This window comes from Nocardiopsis kunsanensis DSM 44524 (assembly GCF_000340965.1).
GTDB lineage: Bacteria > Actinomycetota > Actinomycetes > Streptosporangiales > Streptosporangiaceae > Nocardiopsis > Nocardiopsis kunsanensis.
In genome coordinates, this window is the sequence record NZ_ANAY01000012.1 from 95,670 (window position 1) to 112,444 (window position 16,775).

Annotated in this window: 14 protein-coding genes; 9 read left to right on the forward strand and 5 right to left on the reverse strand. The window is 71.8% G+C overall.

Going from position 1 to position 16,775, the window contains the following annotated elements; all coding sequences use genetic code 11:
* Complete coding sequence (locus D456_RS0110485; protein WP_017576133.1) at positions 1–1,278, reverse strand: amidohydrolase family protein; 1,278 nt, start codon at positions 1,276–1,278, stop codon at positions 1–3.
* Positions 1,279–1,399: 121 nt separating this feature from the next.
* Between D456_RS0110485 and D456_RS0110490 the strand changes: the two genes are divergently transcribed.
* The 4 genes from D456_RS0110490 (at position 1,400) to D456_RS0110505 (ending at position 4,367) form a co-directional block, all read left to right on the forward strand.
* Entirely contained in the window at positions 1,400–2,353 is a 954-nt protein-coding gene (locus tag D456_RS0110490) for a sugar kinase (RefSeq protein WP_017576134.1), read from the forward strand.
* Positions 2,354–2,396: 43 nt separating this feature from the next.
* Entirely contained in the window at positions 2,397–3,143 is a 747-nt protein-coding gene (locus D456_RS0110495; RefSeq protein ID WP_017576135.1) for an IclR family transcriptional regulator, read from the forward strand.
* Positions 3,140–3,793 (forward strand): bifunctional 4-hydroxy-2-oxoglutarate aldolase/2-dehydro-3-deoxy-phosphogluconate aldolase, encoded by a 654-nt coding sequence (locus tag D456_RS0110500; RefSeq protein ID WP_017576136.1) that lies wholly within the window; start codon positions 3,140–3,142, stop codon positions 3,791–3,793. Before D456_RS0110495 ends, D456_RS0110500 begins: the two co-directional genes overlap by 4 nt.
* A 67-nt stretch (positions 3,794–3,860) precedes the next feature.
* Entirely contained in the window at positions 3,861–4,367 is a 507-nt protein-coding gene (locus D456_RS0110505; protein WP_017576137.1) for an LURP-one-related/scramblase family protein, read from the forward strand.
* 196 nt (positions 4,368–4,563) lie between these two features.
* Here the strand turns inward: D456_RS0110505 and D456_RS0110510 are convergent, their stop codons facing one another.
* From D456_RS0110510 to D456_RS0110520, 3 genes are all read right to left on the reverse strand, one after another.
* Positions 4,564–5,127 (reverse strand): ATP-binding protein, encoded by a 564-nt coding sequence (locus D456_RS0110510; RefSeq protein ID WP_026115750.1) that lies wholly within the window; start codon positions 5,125–5,127, stop codon positions 4,564–4,566.
* 364 nt (positions 5,128–5,491) lie between these two features.
* Positions 5,492–7,027 (reverse strand): glycerol-3-phosphate dehydrogenase/oxidase, encoded by a 1,536-nt coding sequence (locus D456_RS0110515; RefSeq protein ID WP_017576139.1) that lies wholly within the window; start codon positions 7,025–7,027, stop codon positions 5,492–5,494.
* Positions 7,028–7,101: 74 nt separating this feature from the next.
* Positions 7,102–7,719: a TetR/AcrR family transcriptional regulator gene (locus tag D456_RS0110520; protein ID WP_026115751.1), complete on the reverse strand. Its 618-nt coding sequence runs from the start codon at positions 7,717–7,719 to the stop codon at positions 7,102–7,104.
* Positions 7,720–7,736: 17 nt separating this feature from the next.
* Here D456_RS0110520 and D456_RS0110525 point away from each other — a divergent pair, with 17 nt between their 5' ends.
* A complete protein-coding gene (locus tag D456_RS0110525; protein ID WP_017576141.1) occupies positions 7,737–9,350 on the forward strand; it encodes an FAD-binding oxidoreductase in 1,614 nt (537 codons plus the stop codon).
* A gap of 146 nt (positions 9,351–9,496) precedes the next feature.
* Here D456_RS0110525 and D456_RS0110530 read toward each other — a convergent pair whose 3' ends face one another.
* Complete coding sequence (locus D456_RS0110530; RefSeq protein ID WP_230479941.1) at positions 9,497–10,156, reverse strand: hypothetical protein; 660 nt, start codon at positions 10,154–10,156, stop codon at positions 9,497–9,499.
* Between the two features lie 535 nt (positions 10,157–10,691).
* On the opposite strand from D456_RS0110530, the gene D456_RS23950 reads away from it, so the two are divergent.
* From D456_RS23950 to D456_RS0110550, 4 genes are all read left to right on the forward strand, one after another.
* Positions 10,692–13,229: an ATP-binding protein gene (locus D456_RS23950; protein WP_083904555.1), complete on the forward strand. Its 2,538-nt coding sequence runs from the start codon at positions 10,692–10,694 to the stop codon at positions 13,227–13,229.
* Positions 13,210–13,887, forward strand: coding sequence for a response regulator (locus D456_RS0110540; protein WP_017576144.1), 678 nt, complete (start codon positions 13,210–13,212; stop codon positions 13,885–13,887). The genes D456_RS23950 and D456_RS0110540 overlap by 20 nt, the downstream gene beginning before the upstream one ends.
* Positions 13,888–13,947: 60 nt before the next feature.
* Positions 13,948–14,748 carry an alpha/beta hydrolase gene (locus D456_RS0110545; protein WP_193373824.1) on the forward strand — a complete coding sequence of 267 codons (801 nt, stop codon included), beginning with the start codon at positions 13,948–13,950 and terminating at the stop codon, positions 14,746–14,748.
* 135 nt (positions 14,749–14,883) lie between these two features.
* Positions 14,884–16,173 (forward strand): MFS transporter, encoded by a 1,290-nt coding sequence (locus D456_RS0110550; RefSeq protein ID WP_017576146.1) that lies wholly within the window; start codon positions 14,884–14,886, stop codon positions 16,171–16,173.
* Positions 16,174–16,775 lie beyond the last annotated feature (602 nt).

The window sequence follows — 16,775 nt, forward strand, 5'->3', positions numbered from 1 at the left end:
TCAGGCTCCGTGGCGTGGGAAGGGCTCGTCGAAGTCGTCTGGGGAGGACAAGTGCTGGACCGAGTCCCGGGTGCGCTGCTGCCGTCCGGCCTCCGCGTGTTTCTGGGCGGGGCTGAGCGGGATCCAGGGGGGCGGGGCTTCGGCGGCGCTGGGCGGGAGGAGGCGTCCCGCGACGTAGGTGGCCGTGTTCCGCAGCCGCACGGGTGCCTGCCGCAGGCCGCCGTGCACGTCGGGGAGCGCGAAGGGGCCCTCCTGAACGTCGAAGACGGCGATGTCGGCCGGTGCGCCGGGGGCGAGCGTGCCGGCCCCGAGCCCGAACGCGCGGGCGGGCCGGACGGTGGCGGCCTCGACGACCTCGTACAGGCCGAGCCCGGCGGCCATCATCTTGGCCATCACGGTGGGCAGGTCGAACGCGGGACCGTACACGGAACGGATGTGCAGGTCGGAGGAGATCAGGGGACGCACACCGGCCGCCAGTTCGGTCTCGAGGACGTCGTAGGCGAAGGCCCCCGATCCGTGGCCCAGGTCGAAGACCACACCGGCGTCGAGGGCGCGTGCGGCGGCGTCGGTGAGGCCCCCGCCGGTCACGAGGTCGGCGGGAGCGCCGGAGGCGCAGTGGGTGAGGACATCGCCCTCGGAGAGCAGGGGTGCGATCTCGGCGATGGTGGGAGGGCCGTACCCCACGTGGACCATCAGCGGACGCTGCAGGACTCGTGCCAGGCGCACGGCCCGGTGGAGGGGTTCGAGGCCGTTCTCCCCGACGGTACGGGCGTCGATACGGGCCTTGACCCCGCGCACGAAGCCGCCCTGGCGTGCCACCACCGCGGCCGCGGCGTCGATGTCGAGGTGGTCGAGCACGCGGTGCTCGCCGGTCTCGGCGACGAGTCCGAGCCCGGAGACGTTGATCAGTGCGTGCACCCGCACGCTCGCGGGTTCGGCGACGTGGCGGCGGAGCCCGTCCATGGCGTAGGCGCCGGCCGATCCCGCGTCGATCCAGGTGGTCACACCCGTGCGCCACGCGACGGGTGTGGGGTCCAGCCCCCAGTAGCCGGCGCCGTGCCACACGTGGGTGTGGGCGTCGACCAGTCCCGGGGTCACCAGCTTCCCCCGGACGTCGACGACCTCGGCCGCCGGCTCCGGCTCCTGTGCCCGGTCGCCCGCGGGGCCGGTGGGGCGCACCTCCGCGATCCTGCCGTCGCGCACTGCCACGTCGGCTGCGCGGTCGTGGCCGGATGCGGGGTCGACGACCCGGCCACCGCGCAGCAGCAGATCCCACATACAAACCCCCGGATGCTGCGGTATGCGCAGCAGTGTTGCGTATTGTTCATCAAAAGAATTAGCATCCTGTTCAGTCGGAGGTCAACACCCCGGAGACCGGGGCCGCACAGGGAGGACACGCGTGAAGCAGTCAGCGCAGGGCGGGTTCGGTATCGACGCGGTGTGTGTGGGCGAGACGATGGCGCTGCTGGTGCCCGATCCCCCCGAGGCGCCCGAGGACGCCGATTCCTTCCGGTTGCTGGCCGGCGGCGCGGAGTCCAACGTCGCCGTGCACCTGGCACGTGCCGGTCACCGCGTGGTCTGGCACAGCGCCCTCGGTGACGACGGGCTCGGCATGCGGATCCACCGGACCCTCACGGCCGAGAACGTGAGGTGCGAGGCCCGCTTCCATCCCGAACGCCCCACCGGCCTGTACCTGAAGGAGCTCGGCACGGAGGGCACCCGGGTGCGCTACTACCGTCGGGGGTCGGCCGCCACGACGCTCGGTCCGGAGGACGCCGACAGGATCCTGGAACACGCACCCGGGCTGGTCCACACCACGGGCATCACCGCGGCGCTGTCCGAGTCGGCCGCCGCGCTGGTCACGCGTATGCTCACCACCGACCGTCCCGGTACGCTCCGCAGTTTCGACGTGAACCACCGGCCCGCCCTGCACGGCCCCCACCACACCGAACCGCTGCTCGAAGCGGCTCGCAGCGCCGACGTCGTCTTCTGCGGCCTCGACGAGGCCGAGGCGCTGTGGGGTTCACGCAGCACCGACGAGGTCCGCGCCCTCCTGCCCGAACCATGGCTCCTGGTCGTCAAACAGGGCGCCCGAGGGGCCACCGCCTATTCGGAGGGCCGTTCCTGGAGCCGTGGGGCCCCCGACGTCGAGGTCGTCGAGCCGGTCGGGGCCGGCGACGCCTTCGCCGCCGGTGTGCTGCATACACTGCTTTCCGGTGCCCCCATCGACGACTGTCTGGACGAAGGCACACGACTGGCCGGCCAGGTCCTGGGGGTGCACGACGACATTCCTCCGCGTACCCGTCCGGGCGTCGGTGCCGTGGCCGCGTCGCAGTCCCACGGAACCGGGTGAGGGGACACCCGACCGAACGGACCGACCAGAAGGAGACTCCCAGTTGTCGAGCAGTGTCCAGCGTGCCCTCCGCATCCTCGTCGAGCTCTCCTCCGGCCCCCTGACCATCAGCGAACTCGGCCGACGCCTCGACGTGCACCGCACCACCTCGCTGCGACTGCTGCGCACGCTGGAGGAGGAGCGTTTCGTCCGCCGTTCGGAGGACGGCCGCTACCGGATCGGCCCGCTCATGGCCGCGCTCGCCCACGAGGCCCTGGAAGGGCTCGACCTGCGTGCCGCGGCCCACGAACACCTGCGCGCGCTGGGGGCCTCCTCCGGGCACACCGTGCATCTGGCGGCCCTGGACGGCGACAGCATCGTCTACCTCGACAAGGTCGAGTCCCGCCAGAGCATCCGGATGTACTCCTACGTCGGGGCCAGGGCGCCGCTGCACGCGACCGGGGTCGGCAAGGCGATCCTGGCCCACATCGACCCGCAGGAACGCGGGTCCCTGCTGGGCGCTCCCCCGTACCCGGGCCACACCCCGAACACCCGGACCGACCCGGGCGAGCTGGCCGAGGACCTGGCACGAGTGGTCGACCGGGGCTGGGCCCTGGACGACTTCGAACACGAGGAATTCATCCACTGTGTCGCCGCACCCGTGCGAGGGGCGACCGGCCGGGTCGAGGCGGCGATCTCCGTCTCGGCCCCCGAGGTAACCCTGGACCGCGAGGACCTGCTCGGCCTGGTCGACGACCTCAGGGCCACTGCGAACGCCATCAGCAACGAACTCGGTTGGAGCCGAACATGACCGTCCCGCCCGCCACAGCGACCACAGACCGTCCCGGCGCCCCGGACTGGGCGGACTTCTTCGCCTCCGGGCTCGCCGGCTCCCCCGTGATGGTGATCATCCGCGGGGTCTCCCCCGACGAAGCGGTGGCCAACGCAGAGAAGGCGTGGGCCGCCGGGGTCCGTCTCGTCGAGGTGACCGTGGAGAGCGAGAACGGACTGCACGCGCTGGAAGCGGTCGTCCGGGCCGCTGCGGGACGGCACACCGTGGGCGCCGGGACCGTGACCACACCGCAGAGGTTGGAGTCGGCGGTCGCAGCCGGCGCACGGTTCGGTGTGGCACCGGACCTGAACACCGAGACCGTCCACGCGGCCGGACAGGCAGGGGTGCCGTTCCTGCCGGGCGTGGCCACCCCGACCGAGGCCGGGCAGGCCTTGCGGCTCGGCGTGGCCACCGTCAAGGCGTTCCCCGCCTCGTCCCTCGGTGCCCCATGGGTCTCGGCGCTCTCCGGGCCCTACCCGGAACTGCGTGTGGTGGCCACCGGCGGGATCGACGCGGCCAACGCCGGCTCCTTCATGAAGGCCGGTTCCCTCGGACTGGGGGTGGGCCAGTCGGCCACGGCGGGCGGGCACCTGGACGAGATCGTCCGTGCCGCCGAACGGAACGCCTGACCCGGCCGGGCGGTCGGCCCGGGCCGACGCGGGCACGAAGCCGAAATGTGTGCTCTAGGCTCGGAAGATGAAGTTCCTCGTACGCGAACGCGTCTTCGACATCGGTGACGACTTCTGGGTGACCGACGAACACGATCAGCGGGTCTTCTGGGTCGACGGCAAGGCCCTGCGGCTGCGCACCACCTTCGAGCTGAAGTCCCCGGACGGGGACGTGCTCACCCGGATCCGCAAGAAACTGTTCAAGGTCCGCGACCAGATGGCGATCGAGCGGGACGACTCGACGGTCGCCACGGTGCGCACACGCCTGTTCAACCCGGTACGCGACAAACTCAACGTCGAGATCGAGGACGGCCCGGACTGGGAGGTCACCGGTGACTTCCTGGACAAGGAGTACGTCATCAGCGACGAGGAGGGGACGGTCGCGCACGTCTCGCGCAAGTGGTTCCGCCTGCGCGACACCTACGCGGTGGACGTCAACAGCCACCGGAACGACATCGGCGGGGACCCGGCCCTGGTCATCAGCGTGGCCGTGGCCGTGGACGCCCTGACCGGCGACGACGACGGCGACGACTGACCTCTCTCCCCCGCCACTTCTCTGCGCCTCTCCACAAGAAACAGAATGCCCCGCCACACAAAGGGCCGAGCCCTTCATGTGGTTGAGCTACCCGGGCTTCTTGTAGCTCAGGAGACCCTGCACCGTGCACGTGCCCTGGGGCCCGGCCCCACCAGCTCTCCAGCCGGGGCCCGAGTATGGGGACCGAAGCGCGGCCTCAGGCCGCGGGCCAGGAGCTTCCGGTCAGGTCGAAGGCCAGATGGAACCACACCTTGCGGATACTCGGGTGGCCGTTGTCGCCCCACGTGGTGGCGAAGCTGTCCACGAGTGCCAGGCCGCGGCCGCTCTCCGCGGTCAGGTGTTCCCCCTCGAGCGGCGCCGGGCTCAGCTGTCCGCCTTCCTCCGCGTCCCCCGGCTCAGCGCGCACCGGGCACCCGTTGTCGCGACAGACCAGGGTGAGGCCGTTGCCGCTGCGGGTCACACGCAGCACGAAGGTCTGCCCTTCCTCACCCGAGCGGCTGTGCCGGATGGCGTTGGTGGCCAACTCGGTCCCCAGGAGGGAGAAGACGTAGCGGAAATCGGAGTCCCGGCCGGCGGCACAGGTGTCGAGGAAGGCCCGGGCGAGCGGGATACTCACCGACGTTCCGGAGAACTCCCAGTGGCGTTTGGTGAACGGTACCGGCGTGCGGCCGTTGAAGTAGTGCCGGTACTCGTCCGGTACCCCCGAGAGAACGGTCTCCTCGGCCTGAGTCAGGGTGGGCACTGAGACGAGCGTAGGCATGAACGACTCCTTCGGCGGGGCGACTCGTGTGGCCAGAGCCTCGGGGACGGTGCCCGGGGCACCTCTCCGCGGGGGCGGCTGCGGGAGTTTCCGGCCGCGGGGGAGGGCGGCTCGGATCGGTTACGACCTTACGCCAAGATCTGCCAGTGGGACAGGGGAGACTCATGTGGTGCATTCCGCCCTTCTCCCGTGGGTGCGGGCTCTTCCGGTCGCCGCGTGCCCTCGTGGGACCCACGTGCCGGACGGCCGTCCGCAGTCCCCCGCCCCGGCCGCACACGGGTCCGCACGCGCCGTACTCTCCTGCCCCCGCGGGCCCGCCCCGCCCGCATCACGCACGGGGGTCGCGTGCTCCCGCGTACCGGTCTCACCGGACGGCCCGCAGAGCCTCCTCGGCCGCGGCCTCGGCCTCGGCTCGCTCGCCGGGCACCAGCCCCACACGGCTGCGGCGGTCGAGGAGGTCCTCCACGTCGAGGGCCCCTTCGTGGCGCACGCCGAACCGCAGTTCCGCCCCGGTCAGCCCGCGCACGACCGGTTGCAGGAGTGAGGGGTCCCCGTGCGCCTCGGCGACCACCGCGGGGGCCTCGGCCCCGTACCGGGCCACGAGCGTTCCGGGGGCGTCGATACCGGCGAGCTCCCCGGCGGATGCCGCGCCGACCAACGGCAGGTCGCGGGTACGGCAGGGGCCGGCGGGCAGCCGGTGGGCGGCGACCGCGGTGTCGACGGCCTCCTCGGCCATGGCCCGGTACGTGGTGAGTTTGCCGCCGACCACGGTTGTCGTCCCGTCGTGTGCGACCGTGACGGCATGCTCACGCGAGAGGGCGGCGCTCGCGCCTTCCCCGTGCAGTAGGGGACGCAGCCCGGCGAAGGTGCCCAGGACGTCGGCGCGTGTGAGGTGCGTGCCCAGGACCCGGTTGAACTGGGACAGCAACGTGTCCACGTCCTCCTCGGGCGCGTGCGGGACCCTCGGCACGGTTCCCTCGAGGGGTTCGTCGGTGAGTCCGGCCAGGACGCGCCCGTCGGGTTGCGGGAGGGCGAAGACGAAACGCGACAGGCCCCCCGGCACCGGCACTGTGAGCGCGGCCTGCGGCCGCCCGAGGGCCGCGCCGTCCAGGACCAGGTGGGTACCGCGGCTGGGGCTGAGCCGGACCCCGGGGTCGAGGGTGTCGGCGTGTACACCCGTGGCGTTGACGACCGCGCGCGGACGCAGGGGGATCAGCCGTCCGGTGTTCTCGTCGCGCAGGGTGGCCCCGTCGTGGGTGAGGTTCTCGGCCGAGCACCGGGTGATGACACGCGCTCCCTCACGTGCAGCGGTGCGGGCCAGGGCCACCACGAGACGGGCGTCGTCGACGAGTTGGCCGTCGAAGGAGAGCACGCCGCCGAGCAGGCCCCGGGGGGCCACGGTCGGCAGCAGGCGCAGGGTCTGGCGTGCGTTGAGGGTACGCGGGGGCGGGAGGAGCTCTCGCGGGGTCCCGACCGCTCGGCGCAGAAGATCACCCAGGCCCATACCGCTACGCGAGAGGAATGCCTTGCCCACGCCGATGTGCCGGTGCACCGGTACCACCATGGGCAACGGCCGCACGAGGTGCGGTGCGGTCACACGCATGAGGACGTCGCGCTCGCGTGCGCTCTCGTAGGCGATCCCGAACCGGCCCTTGGCGAGATAGCGCAGACCGCCGTGCACGAGCTTGGAGCTCCAGCGACTGGTCCCGAAGGCGAGGTCGTCGCGTTCGACGAGGACGGTTGTGAGGCCTCGCGAGGCCGCGTCGAGCGCGACCCCTGCCCCGGTGACACCGCCGCCCACGACCAGGACGTCGATCTCGGGTGAGGATTCCAGGTGCGCGAGGTCGGCGTCCCTGCGGGCAGCGTTGAGGGAGGAGGGGGCGGGGACGGTCGAGCGCATGGTGTGAGCCTTCCTGGAAGACGGATGGTGGGGCGGGAGCGGCGCGGCCGCCGGGGTCGGGACGGCCGGGGCCGTCAGGGTGAGTGCGCTTGCGGTCGCGGGCCCGGCGGGGCGAGATAGCCGTCCAGGAGGGTGGCGAGCTCGCCCACGAGCGCCTCCTCGTCGATCAGGTCGTCGAAGAGGCGCCGCCCGGTCACGGTGTTCTGCACCGTCACCAGCACCGTCCGGGCCAGGACCGCCGGGTCCCCGGGCCGGACCGATCCGTCGGCCTGGCCCTCCACGACAGTGGGTTCGATGACCTCGAGCGCCGCCCGATGGCTGGTTCCGAGCCGGTGGAAGGTGTAGGTCGCCAGGAGTTCGGGCTCGCTGTCGACCACACGTGTGAACAAGGGGTGGGTGGCCAGGGCGCGGGCGACACCGCCGGCGTGGCGGACCAGCCGGGTACGGGTCGCTTCCTCCTCCCGGTCCTCCTGTGCGAGTTCCTCCTCGTCCAGGAGGATCGTGCGCAGTTCGCGGGTGAGCAGGTCGGCCACGAGCGCGGTCACGTCGGGCCAACGCCGGTAGACGGTGGGGCGGCTGACACCTGCACGCCGAGCGACGTCGGTGAGGGTGGTCCGGCGTACCCCGAAGGCCTCCACGCAGGTCCTGGCCGCGTCGAGGATGTCGTCCTCTACGTTACGTTTTGACGTCATGTGTAAAACTGTAGAGCATGACCCACGACAAAACCACACCCTCCGCGCCCGAGATGAGCTGGTTCGCCTGGGGTGACCCCGAGCGCGCCGAGGCACTCGACCCAGCCCTGCGCGACCTCATCGTGCAGGCCCTGCACGCCGACGTGAGTCCGATCCCCCCGGTCGAAGAGGCCGACGTCGACCTCCCGCCCTCACACCTGTCCGACCGCCTGCGCGAGCTCCTCGCCGGGATCGTCGGTACGGACCACGTGCTCACCGGCGACGCCGTGCGCCTGCGCAGGTCGGGCGGCAAGAGCACACCCGACCTGCTGAGGCGCCGTTCCGGTCAGGCGGACCCCGCACCCGACGCGGTGGTCCGGCCCGCCGACCACGAGCAGGTCCAGCGCCTGGTGGAACTCTGTTCCTCGGAGGGTGTGGCGGTCGTGCCCTTCGGCGGCGGGACGAGTGTCGTGGGCGGTGTCGATCCCCTGCGCGGTCCCTTCGGGACGGTCGTCTCCCTCGACCTGCGCCGTCTGGACGGTCTCGTCTCCGTCGACCACACCTCCTCGACCGCCGTCCTGGGCGCCGGCCTGCGTGCCCCGCGTGCCGAGGAACTCCTGGGCGAACACGGCTGCACCCTCGGCCATCTGCCGCAGAGTTTCGAGTACGCCACCATCGGCGGGTTCGCCGCCACGCGTTCGGCGGGCCAGGCCTCCGCCGGGTACGGGCGGTTCGAGGACATGGTCGTGTCCCTGCGTATGGCCACCCCGCGCGGGACCCTGGAGTTGGGCGGAGCGCCCGCCTCCGCCGCGGGCCCCGATCTCAAACGTCTCGTGCTGGGCTCGGAAGGCACCCTGGGTGTCATCACCGAAGTCGGCGTGCGGGTGCGCCCGCTGCCCGAGACCGTGCTCGACGAGGCATGGTCCTTCCCCGATTTCGCGACCGGCACCGAGGCCCTACGCATTCTGGCCCAGTCCGACGTCCGCCCGACCATGGCCCGGATCCTGGACGAGTCCGAGACCTTCGTGGGCGCTGCCCTGGGCGGACGCGAGGCCACCCCCGGCTGCCAGGCGGTCCTCGGCTTCGAGGGAACCGCGGAGGAGGTCGAGACGCGCGCCGGCCTCGTACGCCGACTCATGACCGGAGCCGGTGGCACCCGCCTGGGGCCGGAACCCGTCGCGCACTGGAGGGAGAACCGCTTCTCCTCCCCCTACCTGCGCGACACCCTGCTCGGCGCGGGCGTTCTCGCCGAGACCTTGGAGACGGCCACCACCTGGACCGGTCTGCTCCCACTGTACGAGGCGGTGACCGAGGCGCTCAGGGGCTCCCTCGAAGGCGAGGAGGGCGGCGCGGTCATCCTGTGCCACGTTTCGCACACCTACCCCACCGGCGCGTCGCTGTACTTCACGGCGGCCACCGCCGCCGGTTCGGACCCGCTCTCGCGCTGGGACCGGGCCAAGCGGGCCGTCTCGGACGCGATCGCCGAGGCCGGGGGCACCATCTCCCACCACCACGCGGTCGGCACCGACCACCGTCCGTGGATGGTCTCGGAGATCGGCCCGTTGGGTGCGGAGATCCTGCGTTCGGTGAAGTCGGCGCTGGACCCGGAGGGGGTGCTCAACCCCGGCAAGCTGGTGCCCGAACGTTCCTGAGGGACACGTTCGGCAGGCGTGCGAGGAGGGGCGCCGCGGTCCGCCGGACGGAACGCGGCGCCCCTTCCGGTGTTCACGGGGCTGTTCGGGACGGTCTGCACGCCGGGGCGGGCGGAACCGTCCCCCGGCGTGTCCCCGTTCGGCCCCTACGGTGACTCGTTGACGTCCTGGACCGAGCTGTGGACCTGTCCCCCGAGGGCTTCGAGGTCGGCGATCCCCGTCTCCGGGTCGAAGTCGTCGGAGGCCGGCTGTCCCGCGAAGATCCCGAAGAAGGCGTTCTCCTCCCGGAAGAAGGCAGCGGCCATGTCCGGCATGTACTCTCCCGCGCTCGGCATCGCCATGACCACGCCTTCGTCGCCCAGGGAACTGTGTTCCCACATGGCATCGCCCGTGGTGTCGACGAGGTCGCTGCTGCCGGACGGCCGGCCCAGCTCGCCGGGCTCCAGCTCCGACTCCAGGTCCCGCACCTCGTCGGACATGTCCTCGGCGGCCTCCTCGAAACCCGTGGAGCCGGCTTCGTGGATCTCGACGAGGACCTGGACGGCGTGCTCGTAGTTCTCCGCCGAGCCGTAACTGACCGAGCACTCCAGAACGTGCGAGTCGGCGATGCCGCCGTTCTCCTCGTACTCACCGTCGATGTTGACGCTCGCGCCGCCACCGAAGGAGGAGAAGTCCTCCTCGAACAGGATGTCCTCGCAGCGGTCCTCGGCCAGGGTCCCGTAGGTCGTCGACCCGGAGAGCACGGCGACACCGACGGCCGCGATGAGCAGGACCGCGGCCCCGCCGGCCACCCCACCGACGATCAAGCCCCTGCGGGAACCGGAAGCGCCACGGCCGCCCGGAGGAGGCGGCTGCTGCCCGTAGCCGGGCGGGGGCGGGCCCTGCGGTGCACCACCGTGAGGACCGCCGGGCGGAGGACCCTGGGGAGGCTGCTGTCCGTGTCCGGGGGGCGGGCCCTGCGGGCCGTACCCGGGCGGGGGCTGCGGCGGCCCACCCTGGGGCCGACCGGGGTAGGGGCCGGGCTGTTGGGGACCGTGGGCCCCTGGTTCGGGCCGTGGGGGCCCTGCGGGGGTGGAGCCGACATGGGTGGGTACTCCCGATACACGTCGTGGGGGCGTTACTGTGCTGCTTCGACCGGACGGGCCGGGACCGAGAGCTTCTCACGGCAGTCCCCGAGGAACCGCCGTCTCACGTGGGACGGCCGGAGTCGGCCGAAGGTTGCACCGGAAGAGGTTCGGTCCTGCACACGGGGGCGGGGCCGGACCGGGCGCTCCGGCGGTTCCGAGGGATCGGGACGGGCCGTACCGGGGAGCGTTCCGTGTGCTCCGCACCGCCCTGACAATGGATGCCGTGGCACGAGGAAAACTCCGCATCTACCTGGGATACGCGCCCGGCGTCGGCACCACCTACAGCGCACTCACCGAGGCGCACCGCAGGGCCGCGCACGGCGCCGAAGTGCTCGTGGGCGCCGCGGTCACACACGGACGCCGACACACCGGTGCGCTCCTGGAGGGGTTGAGCACGCTCCCCCTGCACGAGTCCGGGGCCATGGACGTGATCGCGGTGATCGCGCGCGTCCCGGACCTGGTCGTCGTGGACGAACTGCACCGCACCAACCCTCCCGGGGCACGCAACGCCACCCGGTGGCAGGACGTGGAGGACATCCGGGCGGCCGGCATCGACGTGGTCACCACGGTCGGTATCGAACACCTGGAGTCCCTCAACGACGTGGTGGAGGAGATCACCGGCTCCCGGCCCACACAGACCGTCCCCGACCAACTGGTCCGCGGCGCCGACGAGGTCGAGCTGGTCGACGCCTCACCACAGGAGCTGCGCCGACGCATCTCCCAGGGGGACCTGCACCCGCCCGAGCGCCTGGACGCGGCGTTGTCCGACTACTACCGCGAGGGCAACCTGGCGGCGCTGCGCGAACTGGCGCTGCTGTGGACCGCCGACCGGGTCGAGGAGGGCCTGGCCCGGTACCGGGGCGAGCACGAGATCAGCGTGACGTGGGAGGCACGCGAGCGGGTGGTGGTGGCGCTGACCGGCGGCCCGGAGGGTGAGACGCTGATCCGGCGCGCGGCCCGGGTCGCGGCGCGCTCACGCGGCGGCGGTCCCCACCCCAGCCACCTGTTGGCGGTGCACGTGCTGCCGCCCAACGGTCTGGCGGGGCCGCCCACCGACGACATGCTGCGGCAGCGGCGCCTGCTGGCCGAGCTCGGCGGTACCTACCACCAGGTCGTGGGCAGCGACGTGCCCACGGCGTTGTTGGAGTTCGCCCGCGGGGTGCACGCAACCCAGATCGTGCTGGGCTCCTCGCGCCGTCCTGCCTGGCAGTACGCGCTGGGGCCGGGTGTGGGCGCGATGGTGTCCCGGGACTCCGGCGACATCGACGTGCACATCGTCACGCACGAGGAGGTCGGCAGCGGGCGCTGGTCCCTGTCCAAACCCGGACGCGGCCTGGGCGAGCACCGCCTGGTCACCGGTTGGGGCCTGGCTCTGGTGGCTCCGCCCCTGTTGTCGTTGACACTGGCCCTGCCGACCTTCGACAACATCGGCCCGGCCTCGGAATCGCTGCTGCTGTTGTTCATCACGGTGGCCACCGCCGCGGTGGGCGGCCTGTTCCCGGCTCTGGTGTCGGCGCTGTGGAGCGCTCTACTGCTGACTGTGCTCCTCTCCCCCCTGCACGGGCGCCCCTCGGTGTCGGTGGACAATCTTCTGGCGTTGGTGGCCTTCATCCTGGTGGGCACGTTGGTGGCGCTCGTGGTGGAGGTCGCGGCGCGCCGGGCGGCACAGGCGGCCCGGGGGCGTGCGGAGGCCGACGCCGTCTCCCTGCTGGCCGGGAGCGTCCTGGCGGGGAACGAACCGCTGCCGGCGTTGCTGAGGCGTATCACCGAGACCTTCGGGCAACGGTCGGCGGCACTGCTGGAACGTGTGGACGGCGGCGGCTGGCGCGTGGTCAACACCGTCGGGACGCCGGTGTGCGAGTCCGAGGAGGACGCCGACGTCCTGGTCACGATCAACGACGGGCTGACCTTGGCACTGAAGGGGCGTGTACTTCCGGCCGCTGACCGGGGTGTGCTGTGGGCCTTCGCCGCCCACATCGCTATCGCCATGGAGCAACAGCGGTTGGAGTGGGACGCGGCCGAGGCGCGCGGGCAGGCGGCCGGCAACCGGATCCGCACGGCGTTGCTGGCGGCGGTCTCGCACGACCTGCGGACCCCGCTGACCTCCATCAAGGCGAGCCTGTCGAGTCTGCGCGCCACCGACATCGAACTCACGCCCCAGGACCGCGACGACCTGCTGGAGACCGCGGAGGAGTCCACGGACCGCCTCAACCAGCTCATCGACAACCTGCTGGACATGAGCCGGGTGCACACCGACAGCGTGCGTCCAAAACTACGGGCGGTGGGGCTGGAGGAGGTCGTGCCCGCCACACTGTTGGGGCTTCCCCGCGGTGCGGTGCGGGTGGACGTGCCCGACGGCCTGCCCCGCGTGTACGCCGACGCGGGGCTACTGGAACGCGCGGTGGCCAACGTCGTGAGCAATGCGGTGCGGCACAACCCGGACCCGACGGTCCCGGTCCTGGTCAACGCCAGTGCACACGGCAATGAGGTACAGCTGCGTGTGGTCGACCGCGGTCCCGGTGTGTCGGACGAGGGCAAACAACGTATGTTCGAGGCCTTCCAACGCCTCGGGGACGCTCCGCAGGGGACGGGCGTCGGGCTGGGGTTGGCGGTCGCACGCGGTTTCGTGGAGACGATGCGGGGCGGGCTCACTCCGGAGGACACCCCGGGTGGCGGGCTGACCATGGTGTTCACCCTGCGTGCGGTGGAGTCGGAGGACGAAGGGGGGACCGGTGCGGGTGCTGGTCGTTGACGACGACGTGCAGATCATCCGGGCGATGCGGATCAACCTGCGGGCGCGCGGCCACGAGGTCGACACCGCCGAGGGCGGCGCGGACGCGCTGCGCCTGGTGACCCGGAACCGTCCGGACCTGGTCCTGTTGGATCTGGGGTTGCCGGACATGGAGGGGTTGGAAGTGATCCGGCGCCTGCGCGGGTGGACCCAGGTTCCGATCATCGTGCTGTCGGCGCGCCATTCGGCCGGGGAGAAGGTGCGGTGCCTGGATTCGGGCGCGGACGACTACGTCACCAAACCGTTCGGGATGGACGAGCTGCTCGCCCGGATGCGGGCGGCCGAACGGCGGTCGGCATCGGAGGAGGCCGCGCCGGAGGTGGTGACGTCGGCGTTCACGGTGGACCTGGGCGCCAAACGTGTGCTGATCGGGGACGAAGAGGTGCGGTTGACACCGACCGAGTGGCACATCCTGGAGATCCTGGCGCAGTGTCCGGGGGACCTGGTGAGCCAACGCCGCTTGTTGCAGGAGGTGTGGGGCCCGGCGTACCAGAGCGAGACCAACTATCTGCGGGTGTACATGGCTCAGCTGCGGCGAAAGCTGGAGCCCGACCCCGCCCGCCCGCAGTTCCTCATCACCGAGGCGGGCCGCGGGTACCGGTTCCAGACCGACACCTGACGTCGTTTCCCTCGCTACCCGTGGGGTCGAAGACCCCTCCGGGCCGCTCCGTGGGGCAGGATGGAAGGCGTGTCCGATGTGCCTGAGCAACCACTACGGAGCGGCGAACACCGCTACTGGCTGACCACCTCCGACGGGATCGGGATCGACGCAGTCCTGCTGCGCGGTGCCGAGGCCCGCACCACGGCCGTGGTCCTCGCCAACGGTTTCACCGGTACCCATCGCAACCCGTACACGCGCACGATCGCGGAGACGATGTACGCGGTCGGCGACGTCATGACCTTCGACTTCCGTGGCCACCACGGTTCCGAGGGGCGCAGCACCGTGGGCAACGCGGAGATCCACGACCTGGAGGCGGTGCTGACGCGTCTCCGGGAGCTGGGGTACGAGCGTGTGGTCACGGTCGGCTTCTCCATGGGCGCGGCGGTCGTGATCCGGCACGCGGCGATCTTCGGCGGCGTGGACGCGGTCGTGGCGGTGAGCGGACCGAGCCGTTGGTTCTACCGCGGGACCCGACCGATGCGCCTGCTGCACGTGGGGGTCGGTGGGCGCGTGGGGCGTTTCTTCCTGCGTACCTTCCGCAAGGTGCGGGTCATCGACCGCAGGTGGAGCACCCGCCCTGCCGAGCCGCGCGAGATCGCCGGGGAGATCTCCCCCGCGCCGCTGCTGGTGGTGCACGGCGACTCCGACGCCTACTTCCCCACCTCGCACGCCACCGCCATCCACTCCGCGGCACGGGCCCCCAAGGACCTGTGGATCGTTCCGGGCATGGGCCACGCCGAGCGGGCGGTCGAGCCCGCGCTCGCCGAGCGTATGCGGGACTGGATCGCCGGGTGGCTGCGGCATGCCCCGGAGAGCTGATCCGCCACGGGCCGGGCGGGGTTTCCGCGGCCGTCCGGCGGCCCGGACGCGCGCAGGAAGGCACGTACCGGACGGGCGACAAACCCCCGGAAGTCCCACATGGACAGGCTTGAGGGGCTCGACTAGAAAGGAAGGATGACCCGACCCCGCCCTTCTTCCTCCAGCTCCGCCGCACCCGACTCCGACACCGGTCTCCCCGGGCTGCGCGGGCGCGGGTTCGCCCTGCTCATCGCCGCCACCGCCATCGGACTGTGCGGGTTCGCCGCCGTCCTGCCCCTGGTGCCGCTGTGGGCTTCCCGGGGCGGGGCCGGCGAGTTCGGCGCCGGCACCACCACAGCTGTGTTCATGCTCACCACGGTCCTCACCCAGCTCGGGATGCCCTGGCTCCTGGACCGCGGTGCCTACCGTTGGTCCTTCCCCGTCGGGTCGCTCGTCCTGGGGCTGCCCACGCCCCTGTTCGCCGCCACCGCCGACCTGGGCCCGCTCATCCTCGTCTCCGCGGTGCGCGGCATCGGTTTCGGCATGGTCACGGTCGCGGGCACGGCGCTGGCGGCGCGACTGGTCCCGCGCGCCCAGGTCGGCCGGGCCACCGGCCTCTACGGGCTCGCGGTCGGGTTGCCCCAGGTGGTGATCCTGCCCGGAGGTGTGGCCGTGGCACTCGCGGTCGGGTTCGGTCCCGTCTTCTGGGTGACCGGCGCGACCGGTGTGATCGCCGCGGTCCTGGCCTCGGGGATCTGGTCCGCCGACGGCGGGCGCAACCGCCCGGCCCTGCGTTCCATCCCCACGACCGGGGCCTCCACCTCCCACAGCGATGCACCCCGAGGCCTGAGGCTGTGGGCGGCGTTGGCCTCTCCCCTGCTCATGATGCTGCTGGTCGCGATCTCCGCGAGCAGCATCGTGACCTTCCTGGCGATCCCCCTCGAGCAGGCCGCCTGGCTCGTGAGCGCTGCGCTGGCGGTGTACGCGCTGTGTGTGGTCGTGGGCCGCTGGACCGCCGGTGCCCTGTACGACCAGTACGGGCGCACGGTCCTGCTCATGCCCGCGATGGTCTCGGGCGCACTCGGCATGGGGCTGGTGACTGCGGCCATGTGGACCGGTACCGGTTCCGAGCAGCCCGGACCCGTACCGGCGGCGCTGATCCTGGGCGGGGCCGCGCTGTTCGGGCTCGGTTTCGGGTCGGTGCAGAACGACACCGTGACGATCATGCTCGACCGTGCCGGTACCTCCGGGCAAGGGCGGGCCAGCGCGGTGTGGAACATCGGTTACGACGCCGGGACCGGGGCGGGCGCCATGGGTCTGGGCCTGCTCATCCAGCTGCTCGGTTACGGGCCCGCGTTCGCCGTCACCGCCGTGGCTCTGCTCGCCCTGGTGCCCCTGACCCTGCGGACCGGGGTGCAGCGCCCGCCCGGGACCGTGCACCGCTGACAGCTCACCCGGGCCGGGGACTGCGGTCCAGGTCTTCGGGGACCGCGGCGGAGGGGCGCTGTCCCGACCGGCCGGGACAGGGCTCGGCCCCTCGTGGAGACAGACCCCGGGACGGAGCGCTCCCTGCCCCTCGCCCAGTCCCTCCTAGATCGTTGATGGGGGCTGGGGTGGGGGTTTCTTGATGTGTTCGGGGTTCGAGGGCGGGGGTTTCTTGTGGTGCCGGGGATGGTGGTTCGTCGGGGTCGGGAATTCTAGCCCGGCCGGGTCTTCGCGCAACCCTCGTCGGCGCCACCCCCGCACACGTTTCTTTGCGGGGTTGGTGGCGGGTGTGTGGTGGGTTGGTGTGGGGCGCCTCGGGGTGTGCGCTCCGACCCTTTGCGCCGGGCTTTCCCGACCCACCTCGACGAACCCCTCCCACCCCCGGCGCCCTGGCAGCAGAAGAAATGGTGGGCGCTTTCCTCCCCCTGTGGGGCTGCATTGTGACCACCGCTTGCGGCGTGCGGGGGGGTGGTTCGCTCCTGCGGAGGCAACTACCGGCCCTTCGGGTCTGGCCCCGCCTGCTCCCGGCGGGGCATTGAGGCCGGGGGTGGCTGGTGTGTGCG

Excerpts from the sequence above, each read along its gene's own strand:
- D456_RS0110515 (WP_017576139.1), bottom strand. The coding sequence starts at position 7,027 with ATGCGCTCGACCGTCCCCGCCCCCTCCTCCCTCAACGCTGCCCGCAGG.
- D456_RS0110485 (WP_017576133.1), bottom strand. The coding sequence starts at position 1,278 with ATGTGGGATCTGCTGCTGCGCGGTGGCCGGGTCGTCGACCCCGCATCC.
- D456_RS0110550 (WP_017576146.1), top strand. The coding sequence starts at position 14,884 with ATGACCCGACCCCGCCCTTCTTCCTCCAGCTCCGCCGCACCCGACTCC.
- D456_RS0110510 (WP_026115750.1), bottom strand. The coding sequence starts at position 5,127 with ATGCCTACGCTCGTCTCAGTGCCCACCCTGACTCAGGCCGAGGAGACC.
- D456_RS0110525 (WP_017576141.1), top strand. The coding sequence starts at position 7,737 with ATGACCCACGACAAAACCACACCCTCCGCGCCCGAGATGAGCTGGTTC.
- D456_RS0110500 (WP_017576136.1), top strand. The coding sequence starts at position 3,140 with ATGACCGTCCCGCCCGCCACAGCGACCACAGACCGTCCCGGCGCCCCG.
- D456_RS23950 (WP_083904555.1), top strand. The coding sequence starts at position 10,692 with ATGGATGCCGTGGCACGAGGAAAACTCCGCATCTACCTGGGATACGCG.
- D456_RS0110520 (WP_026115751.1), bottom strand. The coding sequence starts at position 7,719 with ATGACGTCAAAACGTAACGTAGAGGACGACATCCTCGACGCGGCCAGG.
- D456_RS0110505 (WP_017576137.1), top strand. The coding sequence starts at position 3,861 with ATGAAGTTCCTCGTACGCGAACGCGTCTTCGACATCGGTGACGACTTC.
- D456_RS0110545 (WP_193373824.1), top strand. The coding sequence starts at position 13,948 with ATGGAAGGCGTGTCCGATGTGCCTGAGCAACCACTACGGAGCGGCGAA.